At 36.1% G+C, this 14,796-nt stretch carries 13 protein-coding genes; 5 read left to right on the plus strand and 8 right to left on the minus strand.

The features are described from left to right. Nucleotides 1-120 precede the first annotated feature (120 nt). Both YN1551_RS03015 and YN1551_RS03020 read right to left on the minus strand, forming a co-directional pair. Nucleotides 121-720, minus strand: coding sequence for a sulfite oxidase-like oxidoreductase (locus tag YN1551_RS03015; protein ID WP_012712123.1), 600 nt, complete (start codon nucleotides 718-720; stop codon nucleotides 121-123). A gap of 49 nt (nucleotides 721-769) precedes the next feature. Beyond that, nucleotides 770-2,518 (minus strand): chloride channel protein, encoded by a 1,749-nt coding sequence (locus tag YN1551_RS03020; RefSeq protein WP_012717177.1) that lies wholly within the window; start codon nucleotides 2,516-2,518, stop codon nucleotides 770-772. A 150-nt stretch (nucleotides 2,519-2,668) separates the two neighbouring features. Between YN1551_RS03020 and acs the strand changes: the two genes are divergently transcribed. Continuing rightward, on the plus strand, nucleotides 2,669-4,627 hold the full coding sequence (acs, locus tag YN1551_RS03025) for an acetate--CoA ligase (RefSeq protein WP_012716530.1): 1,959 nt from the start codon (nucleotides 2,669-2,671) through the stop codon (nucleotides 4,625-4,627). Here the strand turns inward: acs and YN1551_RS03030 are convergent. Beyond that, a complete protein-coding gene (locus YN1551_RS03030; RefSeq protein WP_012717178.1) occupies nucleotides 4,616-5,698 on the minus strand; it encodes a glucose 1-dehydrogenase in 1,083 nt (360 codons plus the stop codon). The two genes, acs and YN1551_RS03030, sit on opposite strands and share 12 nt — an antisense overlap. Before the next feature lie 350 nt (nucleotides 5,699-6,048). Between YN1551_RS03030 and YN1551_RS03035 the strand changes: the two genes are divergently transcribed. Further along, on the plus strand, nucleotides 6,049-6,882 hold the full coding sequence (locus tag YN1551_RS03035) for a CBS domain-containing protein (RefSeq protein ID WP_012714233.1): 834 nt from the start codon (nucleotides 6,049-6,051) through the stop codon (nucleotides 6,880-6,882). Between the two features lie 24 nt (nucleotides 6,883-6,906). Further along, on the plus strand, nucleotides 6,907-7,287 hold the full coding sequence (locus YN1551_RS03040) for a RidA family protein (protein ID WP_012714232.1): 381 nt from the start codon (nucleotides 6,907-6,909) through the stop codon (nucleotides 7,285-7,287). Here YN1551_RS03040 and YN1551_RS03045 read toward each other — a convergent pair. The 4 genes from YN1551_RS03045 to YN1551_RS03060 all read right to left on the minus strand — a co-directional run bounded on the left by YN1551_RS03045 (nucleotide 7,284) and on the right by YN1551_RS03060 (nucleotide 12,081). Further along, nucleotides 7,284-7,472, minus strand: a complete 189-nt coding sequence (locus tag YN1551_RS03045) for a hypothetical protein (protein ID WP_012712117.1) — start codon at nucleotides 7,470-7,472, stop codon at nucleotides 7,284-7,286. The genes YN1551_RS03040 and YN1551_RS03045 overlap by 4 nt on opposite strands. A gap of 37 nt (nucleotides 7,473-7,509) precedes the next feature. Then, the gene (locus tag YN1551_RS03050; protein ID WP_012714231.1) at nucleotides 7,510-9,519 is read right to left on the minus strand and encodes a protein kinase domain-containing protein; all 2,010 of its coding nucleotides are present in this window, start codon (nucleotides 9,517-9,519) and stop codon (nucleotides 7,510-7,512) included. A 145-nt stretch (nucleotides 9,520-9,664) separates the two neighbouring features. Continuing rightward, nucleotides 9,665-10,465: an aldo/keto reductase gene (locus YN1551_RS03055; protein ID WP_012717179.1), complete on the minus strand. Its 801-nt coding sequence runs from the start codon at nucleotides 10,463-10,465 to the stop codon at nucleotides 9,665-9,667. A 2-nt stretch (nucleotides 10,466-10,467) separates the two neighbouring features. Next, nucleotides 10,468-12,081 carry a thiamine pyrophosphate-requiring protein gene (locus YN1551_RS03060; protein ID WP_012714229.1) on the minus strand — a complete coding sequence of 538 codons (1,614 nt, stop codon included), beginning with the start codon at nucleotides 12,079-12,081 and terminating at the stop codon, nucleotides 10,468-10,470. A gap of 155 nt (nucleotides 12,082-12,236) precedes the next feature. On the opposite strand from YN1551_RS03060, the gene YN1551_RS03065 reads away from it, so the two are divergent. Further along, complete coding sequence (locus YN1551_RS03065; RefSeq protein ID WP_012714228.1) at nucleotides 12,237-13,493, plus strand: acetyl ornithine aminotransferase family protein; 1,257 nt, start codon at nucleotides 12,237-12,239, stop codon at nucleotides 13,491-13,493. Here the strand turns inward: YN1551_RS03065 and YN1551_RS03070 are convergent. After that, a complete protein-coding gene (locus YN1551_RS03070) occupies nucleotides 13,490-13,882 on the minus strand; it encodes a hypothetical protein (protein ID WP_012712112.1) in 393 nt (130 codons plus the stop codon). The genes YN1551_RS03065 and YN1551_RS03070 overlap by 4 nt on opposite strands. A gap of 124 nt (nucleotides 13,883-14,006) precedes the next feature. Between YN1551_RS03070 and YN1551_RS03075 the strand changes: the two genes are divergently transcribed. Then, nucleotides 14,007-14,795 (plus strand): hypothetical protein, encoded by a 789-nt coding sequence (locus YN1551_RS03075; protein WP_012712111.1) that lies wholly within the window; start codon nucleotides 14,007-14,009, stop codon nucleotides 14,793-14,795. Nucleotide 14,796: the final 1 nt, after the last annotated feature.

Raw genomic sequence — 14,796 nt, forward strand, 5'->3', positions numbered from 1 at the left:
CTACTACAAGATCTTCCACATGATCCAACATACGCATAAGCACTCTTCCTTATTAAAACTCCATACCCTTAGTCCTTACAATAACATCGGTCTTGCATTCAATTAATAGAACGTAACTTTTCATAGAACCGGTCTTCTTCTTAAATGTTTACCCCCTTGACCTTTAAATCTCTCTTCCTCCCACACATTTCCTCTTTCATGATATCCTCTTTCCTCCCAATATCCGTCAACATAATCCTTTATGAACTCAATTTCTGTTAACCACTTTGCGCTTTTCCACGCATATAAATGAGGAATTATTGGTCTAGCTGGAAAACCATGCTTTAAAGGTAACTTTTCCCCATTCATAAACAATGCGACAATTACATTATCCTTTAATACATCCTCATAGGGTATTATTGATGTATAACCGTCTAGACTGTAGAACATGACCCAATTCACATCCTTTTTCACCTTAGCAGTCTCAATCAATAATTTAAATGGAATTCCCTCCCATTTAACGCTCTTTATCGACCAACCAGTTACACAATGGAAATCCTCGATTATTTCCCTTCTTGGCAATTTCATTAATTCGTCATATGTAAATGAGAGAGAATTCTCTACCTCCCCACTTACTTTTAACCTATATGATTCTAAGTTAACTTCTGGTATACCAAACTCAGCATAGACAATAAAATTCTTTATATATTTTTGATTTGGTGGTTTCTGAACTTCTTCCATAATTATTGTTGCAAAACTACGTTTAAAAAATTGTGTTAGAGATATTTAGTCATGAATTCTTAATCGCGTTTAACTCTCTCTTATACGCGTCTATAATACCATCGTATGTAACAATTCCTAAAAGTTTCCCCTTATCCACAACCGCAACCCATCTAGCTTTGTTAGTAGCCATTACCTCCAACGCATGTTCCAATGTGGAGGTTAAGGATACTGAAGGAGAACCTCTGGTTATATATTTTCCCAGCGAGTCTTCAGGGTTAGCCCTTTCCAAATCTCTTAGATACACTACTCCAAGAAACCTATTATCGTAATTTACCACGGGTAGGCTCATGAAATTATTCTCAAGCATTATTTGTATAGCCTTTCCTACTTTATCATCAGTGTAAGCCTTAATATCTCTCAATTCACACTTTTCCACACGTACGGTCTCCATTAATGGAGTTTCATATTCAGCTTTGTGAGCTGGAGAGTCTCTTCTGGTTGGCAATTGAGAAATATATATCGTATTGTTTCCGGAAACTAAATAGGAAATTGCTACGGCAATCATGGCTCCAGGCAGTAATTGGAGACTTGAGGTCATTTCAGTAACCATTATTAAAACTGATAATGGAACCTTCCCTGCACCTGCAAAGAAGCTCATCATGCCAATGATAACAAATGGGGCTATGGTAGGTACAATGTTTGGGAATAAGTAATGGAACAATAACCCGACACTTGTACCTATATATGCCCCTATAAATAAACCGGGAGCAAAAACTCCACCACTACCTCCAGAACCTATAGAAAACGAAGTGCCTAAAATCTTTAAAAACGGTAATATTACTAATAATATGATTGTAGGGATAAGCGGAGAATATAATGTGAAAAACTTTTCATACTCAACCAAGTTAATCCAGCCATAACCTGTTCCAAGAATCTCTGGGGCCAATAATGCAATTAAACCAGTAATAAGTCCACCTATTGCTGGCTTTACATGATTAGGTATTCGTAATTTTTTGAAAAGTGAATTAACTCCATAGAAGGTTTTAGGATATAGTATTGCCATCAAACCAGAAACTAGTCCTAGGACCGCATACATTGGCAATCTGAGCGGATCAAAAGTACCAGTATAATAACCAAATACTGGAGTGAAACCAAATATGCTTCCGAATATGGTATAACCTATTGCTGAAGCTACTAATGCAGGATATATTACTTCTGGCTCTAGATCCCTTCTATATAGGATTTCAGCTGCTAAGATTGCACCTCCAATTGGTGTTTTAAAAATTGTACCTATTCCAGCTCCAATCCCTACTGCTAAGGCCCTTCTCCTATCCTCTGGACTGAGATGGAGTAAATCAGCAATAACTGAACCTACGCCAGCTGAAAATTGCGCAGTTGGGCCTTCTCTTCCTGCACTACCACCAGAACCTATAGTAATTGCTGAAGCTATTATCTTAACTGGGATAACTACCCATCTAACCTTGCCTTGAAAATAATGATAGGCCTTTATTGCAGCATCTGTACCATGTCCCTCAGCTTCCGGAGCGAATGTGTAGACTATTATTCCAGAAATTAATCCTCCAATTGCAGTAGATATGGGTATAAGAAGATAATTTCCAGGATGAAAGATGAAATTTAATGTTCCTCCCTCGCCAAGCGGTCTAGGATAACTCATTCCAATAAAATGAAACAGAAATATATCTTCGAACAAGTGTAATAACAAATAAAATGTAGTCGCAGCCAATCCTGCTACAACACCTAAAAATATTCCAAGGATGAACCACTTCTCGAAATAAGGTAATGAGGATAAGTTCATACAATGGTATAGAAGGGATACGAACTAAAAAATTTGTCTAAGTATGGAATGAGTACCATTATTCTCAATCTACGTTTTTTAAGTCTATAATTACATTCAATCCTAAGTAAAGTTTTTTAATATCTTACAAACAGATTTATATGATACCATATGGAACAAGAAATTACAGAGAATATTAAAGAAATAGAGGAAAAGGTAGATTATAATATAAGACTTTACAAGGAGATTTATAGGGAAAGTATAGAAAATCCAAGTAAATTCTGGAGTAAACTAGCTGAGGAATTGATTGACTGGTTTGAGCCCTGGAAAGAAACCTTTACGCAAGAAATTCTTACAAAGTGGTTCGTCGGGGGAAAATTGAATGCTAGCTATAATGCAATCGATAGACATTTGAACAGTAGTAAGAAGTTTAAGGCTGCGATAATTTGGGAATCCGAAAAGGGTGAGAGAAAAGTACTTATTTATCAAGATTTATTTTACGAGGTAAATAGATGGGCCAATGCGTTAAAGCAATTAGGTGTACAAAAAGGTGATAGGGTTACAATTTACATGCCTTTAACCCCAGAAGGAGTTATATCAATGTTAGCTTGTGCGAGAATAGGTGCAATTCACAGTGTAGTCTTTGCAGGTTTTGGTTCACAAGCATTAGCTGATAGAATTGCGGATGCCCAATCGAAGGTTGTAATTACTGCAGATGGGTATTATAGAAAAGGTAGGCTGGTAGAGCTTAAGAAGACTGTTGATGGGGCACTATCAAAATTACAGAATAATCCAGTAAAGAATGTTATAGTATTTAGGAGAAGTGGAACAGAAACACCATTTAAAGAAGGAAGAGATATATATTTCGATGAAATAGGGAAGTACAGATATGTTGAACCAGAACCAGTAGATGCTAGTCATCCGTTATTTATCCTTTATACTTCTGGAACTACAGGGAAACCTAAGGGTATAGTTCATTCCACTGGTGGATATTTGGTAGGTACTGCAGCCATGTTGTTATGGAGTTATGGGTTAAGTCAAGAAAACGACGTGTTATTCAATACTTCAGATATTGGATGGATTGTAGGACATTCATACATTACTTACTCACCGCTCGTGATGGGTAGAAGTGTGATAATATATGAGAGTGTACCCGATTACCCATATCCCGATAAATGGGCTGAGCTAATTGAGAAATATAAGGCTACTACTTTTGGTACTTCTGCGACGTTCTTAAGGTATTTAATGAAGTATGGTGAAGAGTACATTAAAGCTCATGATTTATCCTCACTTAGAATAATGGTGACAAACGGGGAACCCCTAAACTATGCTCCATGGAAATATGGGTTAGAAGTAATAGGTAAGGGTAAGGTGTTCATGTCACACCAATGGTGGCAAACCGAAACTGGAGCGCCAAATCTTGGTTACATGCCAGGATATCCAATCTTCTTAACAATGAAGTCTGGACCCGCATCTGGATTCCCATTGCCAGGAAATAAAATAAAGGTAGTTGATGAAAACGGAAATCTTGTCAAGCCTAGAGAGAGAGGTTACTTAATAATGGAACCACCATTCCCACCATCAATGATGATAGGTATGTGGAATGATGAGGACAATGAGAGAATTATAAAGACTTACTTCAGTAAGTTCCCCAATGTGTACTATACTGGAGACTTTGCCATGATAGATGAAGATGGGTATGTATGGGTATCTGGAAGGGCAGATGAGACGTTAAAAATAGCTGGACACAGAATAGGAGCTGGTGAAGTAGAGTCAGCAATAACTTCACACCCAGCAGTAGCTGAAGCAGCTGTAATAGGTATTCCAGATCCCGTAAAAGGAGAGACCGCTCACGCATTCGTTGTATTAAAGCAAGGATATCATCCCGGCAATGAATTGGCTAAGAGCATAAACGAACATGTAAAGAAGGTTATGGGACCAATTGTAATATTAGAGGTACATTTTGTTAACGCGTTGCCTAAAACTAGGTCTGGTAAGGTAATGAGAAGAGTGATAAAAGCAGTTATGATGGGCTCTGCTGTGGGAGATATCTCTACATTAGAAGATGAAGCTTCAATGGAAGAAATTAAAAAAGCTATAGAAGCGTTAAGGAGTCAGTTAAACCCATGAAATTATTGTCTTTATTTCTCCTCTAGGTTTTGTATATAATATTTCTGAGGCCTCCTCCGGCTTAACTACTCTAGTTATCATTTTATTTAATACATTTGGATATCTATATTTCCAGATTGTAAGGTAATTTACACCCTCTTCGAAGTCCCTCTTACTAGCGTTAACGCTCCCAAACAATAAAACGTTATTTTCAACAAGATATGTTATTAAATCAGCATTTACCTCAAACTTCTCTCCACCAGTAGTGCCGAACAATATAACAGCTGAGTTTTTGTTTAACTTATTCATTAAAGGAATAAATGCTGATGGATATCCAGAAGTGTCAATAAGTACATCTATTACATAAGGTAATTGACCCTTAGTAGTGTTTATAAATTTAGCGTTAATCTTCTCTATAATCTCAGCCTCAGTGGGAAAAGGATCTCTCTTATTTAAAACGAATGTGTTAAAACCTTGAACGGAGAATATTAGCGAAAAAAGGAGACCTATTGGCCCAGATCCCACTACTGCAACGTTTTTACAACCATAACTGCCATCCTTACACCACCATATCATTCTCCTTTGCGTTAACATTAGCTCATTATAAGCCTTTACTACATTGGAAAGAGGTTCGAGCAAAACTGCGATATCAACTATTTCATACGGTATTCTAACTAAATAACTTGTATTATCTATATAAAATTCTCTCATAAAGCCATCTAATCCTCTTATGCCAGCTTCCACGAATTCACCTGTTTCACAAAAATCTTGCCTTCCGGCTAGGCAATTGGAACACTTTCCGCATCCCCTTCTAACAATCGAAACAACATAATCCCCTTTACTTAAACCTTGTACATTGGATCCCTTATCGATTACTTGACCTAGATTTTCATGTCCTAATACTAGACTGTTTTTCCCTGTGGGTGGACGTGAGAATTTAAGTAAGCCAGAAACAATACCACGATCAGTTCCGCAAATACCATTTGCTATTGTCTTAATTAAAACTTCATTTCCATTTAATGATCGATCTATATCACTTATCTCTTTAACTTCTACTCCTTTATTAGGTGGATGAACAACTAATGCCTTCATAGAAATATAGCTACAGCTAGATTTTTAAATCTAAGAGAGCATCTATGAATCTTTCAATTATCTAAAATATACGTTCGGTTATCTTACGTATAAAACTGTAAGCATCCAATATTTATCATGACGTTATAACTGAAAGCCTTGATAAGGAAAGTCATCAATTTTTTCCTAATACTTTATTAAAATTTAGTTTTTATTAATAATTAAATCTAAATATCTAACCTTTCCTGCGTTGAGGGTTTTCCATCATCTATCTGGGTTTAATATCTAAGGACCATTTATTTCATCTTGAGATTTTCCACCAAATTCATCATACACACATATTTATAAAGTAAAGGTAACAAATAATAAATGTGAATATAGAGACTTTAATGATAAGAAATCCACCAATATTATCCAAAGAAGATAGATTAGGTTTAGCGTTTAAGAGAATAAATGAGGGAGGTATCGGTAGAATAATTATAGCAAATGAAAAAATAGAAGGACTGTTAACCACTAGAGACCTCCTATCTACCGTAGAATCGTATTGCAAAGATAATTGTAGCCAAGGTGATCTCTATCGTATTTCTACTACTCCAGTAATAGATTATATGACCCCTAATCCCGTTACAGTTTACAATACTACCGATGAGTTTACTGCATTAAACATAATGGTTACAAGGAATTTTGGATCATTGCCAGTTGTTGATATAAACGATAAACCAGTAGGAATAATAACAGAGAGAGAATTTTTACTACTCTACAAGGATCTGGATGAGATCTTTCCCGTAAAGGTTTTCATGTCAACTAAGGTTAGAACTATTTATAAGGATGTGAGATTGGATCAAGCAGTTAGATTGATGTTAAGAAGGGGATTTAGGAGATTGCCAGTCATTGATGATGATAACAAGGTAGTTGGAATAATAACTGTAGTTAATGCTATTAGACAGTTAGCTAAAGCAGTGGATAAATTAGATCCAGATTACTTCTATAATAAGGCAGTGAAGGACGTTATGGTCACAAACTTAGTGACTATTGATGAGCTAGCTTCAGTGAATAGGGCAGCCGCAGAGATGATTGTAAAGAGAATAGGCTCGCTGCTTATACTGAACAAGGATAATACTATAAAAGGTATAATTACTGAGAGGGATTTGTTAATAGCTGTACATCATATTCTAGTTATGGAGAAATTTAAGGAAAAACTTTAAACTATTTTCGATTTAGTAATCCACATGAAGGAAATAGTTTTCACGGATAAAGCTCCTAGGCCAATAGGTCCATATTCTCAAGGAGTAAAAGTAGGAGACGTGCTTTACGTATCTGGACAAATCCCAGTAGATCCTAATACAAATGAAATAGTAGGTAAAAATATAGAAGAGCAGACAATTAGAGTTATCGAAAACATAAAAGCTATTCTAGAATCAGCTGGTTATATGCTAGATGACGTTGTAATGTCATTTGTATATCTAAAAGATATAAAGGATTTCCAAAGATTCAATGAAGTTTACTCAAAATATTTCAGTAAAAGTCCTCCCGCTAGAGTTACTATAGAAGTTTCAAGATTACCAAGAGACGCATTAATAGAGATAAGTGTTATAGCTCAGAAGGGTTAAGAAAAAATCTTTTTCAATAGCTTTTCTACATGTGGGCACTCTAGATCGAATAGATTATGATTCCCGTGTTCAACGCAGCTTGCTTGGATTGGTTTACCTTCTAATAGAACAACGCTAGCTTCGTCGTCCTCCCATATCGTATATGCTAGTCCTTCGAACACTTTCCTAGCCATTGGCTCTATCATTCTTTTTCACCGACTCTTTTATTTTATATAACTGTCATCAATAGCTTATAAGCTTTTCTGCTTCACTGTTCGAATTATTAATGTCTATGTTATAATCTTCAATCAAAATTTCTTCCAGTTTCCTGTTTATCTCTAACATACCAACTTCGCCCTTTAGCCCACTCATTATAAGGTCCTTAAATTCCACTGGTACATAATCAAGTCTTGGTGCTGCTTTATGAAAATCGTCCAAGGCTTGTTTTCTTTTCTCTGGATTCTTTACTGCTTCCTCAATTTCATTTTCTAACCATTCTGGGTATGGAAAGTTATTGGTTAGAGATACGTAAAGGGATACTGTAAACGAGTAAACGTCGAACATAGTTTCGGCTTTATTCCCGAATCTCTGTAAGGGATGGGCATAATAGGGAGTATAATGCATTACTGGAGTACCTATTTTTACCGATGAACCTAGATCAGATAGTTTAGGTACAACTTCAAAATTAAGTAAAGAATTTAGCGCATCTTCTCCGTACCTAGGTAGCTTCTTATTGAACAGAATATTAGATGGTTTTATGTCACAATGCGTATACCCTTCCTTATGAACTTCGATAACGGCTTTTGCGAGTTTAGAGAACACGAATGCAACTACTTGAGGCCACTTGACGGAATGACGTAATGCAGAATACTCTTGATCGACTAAGACTGACCTTAAGTCACCCCCTTCCATATATTCCATTATTATTGCGGGTGGAGAACTAAAGTAATCTGTCCAATTCTCATCTAGAAAACTAGCAAATATTTTAACTAAGTATTCAGATCTCTTCGAGATTTCTTGCATTTTAGCAACTTCATAAAGCATTTCTATAAAAGTATATTCCTTCTTCATCACTTTCATAGCATACTTCCTACCATTCCTCTCAACTAATAATACATAACCCATACCACCATTTCCCAACAATTGTTTTACTTCGTATCCATAGAGCACATAACCTAACCAAGCTGCAGCATCAAAGGGCTCTGGTACGTAAAGCTTATACGATCTAATCTTCATACACGCATCAATTATCCCTTCCCTACACGCATAGAGGAACTCTCTTTCAGCTTGAGATGGGGCATTTAAACCCTCTAAAGCTAATCCTTTTATGTATGCGGAACCGGCATTCCGCTTAACCCTTTCCGCCTTCTCAATAACCTCTAATGCCTCCTTATATTTCTCACTACTTATAAGAGACCATGCGTATAGCAACAGATTATGGAACGTAGGTACTCTTTTAACAGCTTCCTCGAAGTATTTTACAGCATCATCAAACTTCCTCTTGTTAACGAAATACCAGCCTAATTCAATAAGTGGTGCGTCATACGTTGGTAACATCTTAACAGAGTCTATTAAGAGTTTCACGTTTCCCTCTTTCTTATACTCCTCAATAATTGAGTTTACCTTACCTCTGATCTTATTCTCCAACTCCCTATACTTCTCTTCAGACAGAAATGAGTAAATCTTTAAGGCCTCCAATTCCTCTCCTATTTTCTCCATACATTGAGCTACTGCTAAGGAAACCTCTGGGTCAGAAACTCTCAGTTCCTTATAATATTTTACTGCATCCTCACATTTCTCAAATTTGACTAAAGATAAAATAGAATGATTTACTATGCTAGGGTCATTCCTAAAATTGTCTAATGCATATAGTGCAACCCTATAGTCCCTTTCTATAGCTTCTATTATCTCAGTTTTAGAACCTAATGCTATAGGTATCCCATGTATAATCATGTATGGAAAGTTTAATTTAGGATTAGGGACATTTCCAAAATATGCGTATATAGTATTACCGTTTTCAAACAAATAGATATTCAAATTATCTATTTTTTCCTTCAATATTGCTTGTGTAACTACACTGAAGTCACTTACTCTCACCACCTTATAATCGTATAAAACTTTTACCTTACCTGCGTCATAAATAACACCGTAACCTATCACGTCATCTCTAGTCTTTATCTTACCATCAAAAGGCCTAATTATACCATCAACGTATAAATATTTCTGATCATCTAACTGTAATACTAACTGCACATTAACTCTGTTTAAAGGAATATCTTAAGTAACTTAAATCATATAATACCTCATGTTCAAAACGAGTTCATGTTATAGCAAGATTATGGACACCACACTTTTTATATCTTTTAAAACGGTTTCTATTCATTTCAAAGTTTCCAAGTTATTTAGATTTGGAAATTCTCTCATAATCCTCGTCACTTAAATTCCATCCTAAAGCTCCCAAGATCTCATCAATATGATCTTTACTCGATGCCTTAGGTATTGGTATCGATCTCCTCATAAGGTAGTTTAATGCCACTTGAACAGAAGTTCTGTTATATTTTCGTCCGATCTCATCTAATATCTTGTTGTTCTTGATATTTCCTCTAGCGAGAGGAGAATAGGCTATTAGTTTTATATTATTCCTTTCACAGAACGGTATAACATCCTTTTCTGCGCTTTTATTCTCAACATTGTACTCTATTTCATTTGCAACTATTTCATATTTTTTAGTTAACGACATGGCCTCTTCTAAAAGTTTGACATCAAAATTGCTCACTCCAATACAATTTACAATGCCTTGATCTACCAATTCCTCCATTGCCCTTATACTTTCCTCTAAAGGTACTGAGGAATTTGGCCAATGGATTAAATATAGATCAATATACTTTGAGTTGAGCCTTCTTAGACTATTTTTAGCAGATCTTATTAAATCATCATATCTCAAGTGATTAGACCATACCTTGGTTATAATGAAAATTCCATCTCTATCTAAATCTTGTATAGATTTTCCAACTAGTTCTTCAGAATGCCCTCCACCGTACATTTCCGCAGTATCGATAACGTTTATTCCCTTACTTATTACATACTTTAATATCTCGATATAATAGGAATCCATAGAATAATCTGGATTCCAGTAACCTCCGCCAATTTTCCAGGTCCCAAACCCAATTTGCGATATCTCTTTGTTACATAACTTCATAATTACCTCACCTTATCCACTATAACTTGAATCACAGCTATTTTATTCTCTTTTCTCACTTTCTCTAAACCCCTTATTAAGGCAGACTTAATCTCCCAAGGATCCTCAACTAGTTCATAGTAGCCATGAAAAGCTTCAACAGTCTTTCCGATCTCGAATCTCTTATCAAAATCTGCTCCGGGATAGTACCTTTTACTTTTTGCCAAACCCTCAGGGAAAACCTCATCTACTGCCTCAGCTGACGCTAACCAACCACCGTTGTCAAAAATCACAACCATTGTAGGATACTTTGAGGACACGTAATAATAGGCTTCTGGAACGCCAAATATGAAGGAACCATCACCTGTAGTGATAAGTACGTCCTTATTAGTAGCCATTTTATACCCAACTCCAGCTCCTAATGCAAGGCCTAGATAACCTATGGATAAGTCAGCAAAATAAGAACCAAATTCGTTTAGCTTAGCATATCTAGGATTAAACTGATATTCATTAAATATCGCTAAATTATACTCAGAAGCAACATTCCCGATTTCATACGATAAGTACTTAGGATGAATTGATTTCCTATCTTTTAACCTCTCAATCTCTTGCTTCTTATATTCTTCCTGCCTTATCTTTAGCTCTCTAATTTCATCATAGCTCTTTGCTCTTATTGAGATATAATCAAAGAAGTTGCTGGGAATGGATTGTATACATAGATCACATCTAAAACCGTAGTATGGAATATAAGAATATGAAGGTTCTACATCAACCTTAATTATTGGGATATCTAAATCAATTTTCTTAGGAAAATATGGCACTTCAGCCTCCACTACTAATAATAAATCAGCATTTCGTAAATCAAATCTATCCAAGGCCATTGCCCCATTACTGGGATAATTCAAAACCTCCCCAGCATAATTGAGAACTGGAATATTGTAACTATCTGCAAATCTCCTTAGGGACTCAAACCATTCTTTTCTCCTTCCAGCCCTCCACGTGATAATTACCGGTCTTTCAGACTTTTCCAGCATCTCCTTAGCTTTGTTGATTTTCTCTGGCGAAGGTGCGGGTTCATAATAGTCCATTGGTATTCTCTTAACTTCATTAACTTCTTGAATGCTTACCTCTCTTGGCAATACAAGATATACTGGACCTCTAGGTTCACTCATCATTATCTGGATTGCTCTAGATATTGCTGCTGGTATCTGATCAGCCATCCTAATTTCAAAATCATACTTAACATATTGCCTTACCAATTCTCCTTGATCCCTAGCCTCTTGCGTCCAATGAATTCTCAAGTTCCTGCTTGCAGTACTACCTTTCTCAGTATATGGACTCCTTCCCGCAATAACTAAAAGTGGTATTCTAGAAGTATACGCACTCATTATACCTCCTAACGCGTTTGCAGTCCCGGGTGTAGTGTGAACTGCAACTGCACTTAGCTTATTGCCCAGTGCATAACCTATTGCGGTCGAAATTGCGGTAATCTCGTGGGGTACTATTTCAAAATCTGGCAAGCTAGGATCTTCAACTTTAGCCTCTATTAATGAAGCGTAATCCGTGCCAGATACTATAAATATCTTATTAATTCCACTTTCTTTAAGCAGAGATAAGAATATCTTTCCCGCATTCATATCTTGATATTTTATCATGAATATAAAATACTATCTTTTACTCCAAAGAAAATATTAAATGGTGTTAATTTATTGTTTACGATAAATGAATACTCTGCCTTGTTACTTTAAGAATTTAGGAAAAATTAATATATTATAAGTTCGAATTTTAAACTATGAGTAAGAAAGTAGACGAGTTAGTAAAAGAGGATCAAGAATATTTGATGCAATCCTTTAGGAGATGGTATCCATTCGCCATAGACCGTGGTTCTGGTGCTATAGTCTACGATATCGAGGGAAAGGAGTACATAGACTTTAACGCGGGGATAGGAGTAGTAGCATTAGGTCACAAAAACGAGAAGATCATTAGTGCAGTAAAGGAGCAAATGGAGAAGTTTTTCCATTATAGTCTTACAGATTTTTATTATGAAATTGCAGTAGAAGTAGCTAAAAGATTAAGCTCCTTAATGCCATTCTCAGCTAAGGTATTTTATACCAACAGTGGTACTGAAAGTGTTGAAGCGGCAATAAAGATAGCTAGAGGGCATACGAGACGACAATGGATTATAGGTTTCATTAATTCCTTTCACGGAAGAACTCTAGGTTCCTTAGCCTTTACCTCAAGTAAAGCTATCCAAAGGAAGTCCTTCTCTCCTCTTCTACCATCGACGTATTTGATCCCATATCCAGATAAGAGAGATCCCTTATGTAAAGAGGATTGCACTGAAACGTTATTGGGATTTATAGAGGACTGGATTTTCAAGAAGGTAGTTGATCCTAATGAAATAGCCGCTTTTATTGCTGAGCCTATACAAGGAGAAGGTGGGGTTATTGTACCTCCTAAGGATTTCTTTTATAAATTAAATAATTTACTTAAGAAATTTGGAATCTTACTTATCCTTGACGAGGTACAAACTGGAATCGGAAGAACGGGTAAAATGTTCGCATTTGAACACTTCAACGTAACACCGGATTTAGTGTGTTTAGCTAAGGCATTAGGTGGAGGACTTCCACTCGGCGCAGTTATTGGAAGAAAGGAGATCATGGATTTACCTCCAGGATCTCACGCAAACACTTTTGGAGGAAATCCATTAGCATTGGCTGCAGCAAAGGTTATTTTAGAAGAGGTTCCGAAACTTTTAGACCATGTGAGTAGTATAGGCAAGAAAATTATTGAGGAATTGAAAGATACTAGATCACCTTACTTATACGATGTTAGAGGATTAGGTCTTCTCATAGGTGCTGAGTTAAGAAAAGATAATAAGCCATTTGTCGAAGGTCTAGAAAAAGTGTTATATAATTCCTTTAGAAGAGGTGTATTAGCAATAGGTGCTGGAGAGTCTGTGGTTAGAATAGAACCCCCATTGATAATAGAGGAAGATTTGGCTTTAAAAGGTACTAGAATATTAATAGAAGAAATAGAAAAACTTTAACTTCTCTTATCCACAAGGATTAGTACTAACGATAATACTATTAGGATTGCATCAAGTGCTAAGGAGATATCGACATAATAGTTAAATGGGAGTTTCTTTCCTACGAATAATGCTGGTCCTAATCTAGTCTCGCTAAGTAATGCTAAGTCGATGGCATAAAATGCAGTAATTAATGGATAGCTATACTTTATTCCTTGAATTATTAAGACCGCTGCTATTATGGCTAATGCCGACGTAAAACCAAAGAATGTATCGTAAATCATTGTTGCAGTTGAATTAGGCAATATTGCATGTGTTAGTACCATGTGAACTCCTGCCCATAGTGCAGATAGTATTGCAGTTGTCCATCTTAATGTTAGCTTAGCAATTCCAACTTCTTTTTCCGCCATTGATTACTTTTTCCACAAAGATATAAATAGAATTTTTCCCAAATCTATTATTGTTTTGAAACATATTTACCAGATGTTAACTACAAGCTAAAAGAGATTTTTAAGGTATAAAATCACTATTAGAATGATGATTTTAACTTACCTTTCAGCACTTGAGACAATATTGGCTGGAACAACGATAGTTTTTGGTGGAATAGTAGAAGGCTATGGATATGGCTTATCACTAGGAACTAATTGGCCATATACGCATGATATAATGCAATTGGCTGCAAAAAAAGATCCTGAGGCAATACACAGAATTTTAGCTACGTTAGTCGGAATTTTTTCTCTTGCTATATTAATAATCCGTCCCTCACTTATATCAATAATTGGATTTGTGTCCGTAGTTTTTACAGCACTTTTAGGTATGGCGACACTATATGTACTAGCTGGTAAGCTACCTTCAATATTCCAGGGATTGCATGACATAGCAGCTTATACGACTTTCGTATCTTATTTTCTCATTATGTTACAAGGATTGGGAATGTTTAAATTGGATATAGTGTCCTTTCTGATTAGCGCGATAGTTCCTCCACACTTTTTATACTTCGTTATCTTCATGGGAGGTGTAGTAACTGGGACTAGGAGAATGAAACTAAAGATAGGCAGACCTTGGGAAAAAGATAAGGAGAGAAACCCATGGTTACAAGCTGCATGGGTAATTCACGGTATTGTGTCGTTAATCTTCATTATTGCTGTAGTCCTACTACACTACTGGTTAACATTAATTTTCACAGCTTTAGAAATAATTGTTGGCTTATGGGTATGGGATTCTAGCAATAGAAATCCATTAAAGCCCGGCATGTCTATTGGATTACATCAACTATTCTCGATTCTCGTGGTAGTGGCAATTATACTGAATAGCATCAGTTGAG

Source organism: Sulfolobus islandicus Y.N.15.51 (assembly GCF_000022485.1).
In the GTDB taxonomy this organism is placed as follows: domain Archaea; phylum Thermoproteota; class Thermoprotei_A; order Sulfolobales; family Sulfolobaceae; genus Saccharolobus; species Saccharolobus islandicus.

Bases quoted from the DNA above. Each gene is read 5' to 3' on its own strand.
- YN1551_RS03020 (WP_012717177.1), bottom strand. From the start codon at position 2,518: ATGAACTTATCCTCATTACCTTATTTCGAGAAGTGGTTCATCCTTGGA.
- YN1551_RS03060 (WP_012714229.1), bottom strand. From the start codon at position 12,081: ATGAATGCGGGAAAGATATTCTTATCTCTGCTTAAAGAAAGTGGAATT.
- YN1551_RS03070 (WP_012712112.1), bottom strand. From the start codon at position 13,882: ATGGCGGAAAAAGAAGTTGGAATTGCTAAGCTAACATTAAGATGGACA.
- YN1551_RS03030 (WP_012717178.1), bottom strand. From the start codon at position 5,698: ATGAAGGCATTAGTTGTTCATCCACCTAATAAAGGAGTAGAAGTTAAA.
- YN1551_RS03055 (WP_012717179.1), bottom strand. From the start codon at position 10,465: ATGAAGTTATGTAACAAAGAGATATCGCAAATTGGGTTTGGGACCTGG.
- acs (WP_012716530.1), top strand. From the start codon at position 2,669: ATGGAACAAGAAATTACAGAGAATATTAAAGAAATAGAGGAAAAGGTA.
- YN1551_RS03015 (WP_012712123.1), bottom strand. From the start codon at position 720: ATGGAAGAAGTTCAGAAACCACCAAATCAAAAATATATAAAGAATTTT.
- YN1551_RS03045 (WP_012712117.1), bottom strand. From the start codon at position 7,472: ATGATAGAGCCAATGGCTAGGAAAGTGTTCGAAGGACTAGCATATACG.
- YN1551_RS03065 (WP_012714228.1), top strand. From the start codon at position 12,237: ATGAGTAAGAAAGTAGACGAGTTAGTAAAAGAGGATCAAGAATATTTG.
- YN1551_RS03040 (WP_012714232.1), top strand. From the start codon at position 6,907: ATGAAGGAAATAGTTTTCACGGATAAAGCTCCTAGGCCAATAGGTCCA.
- YN1551_RS03075 (WP_012712111.1), top strand. From the start codon at position 14,007: ATGATGATTTTAACTTACCTTTCAGCACTTGAGACAATATTGGCTGGA.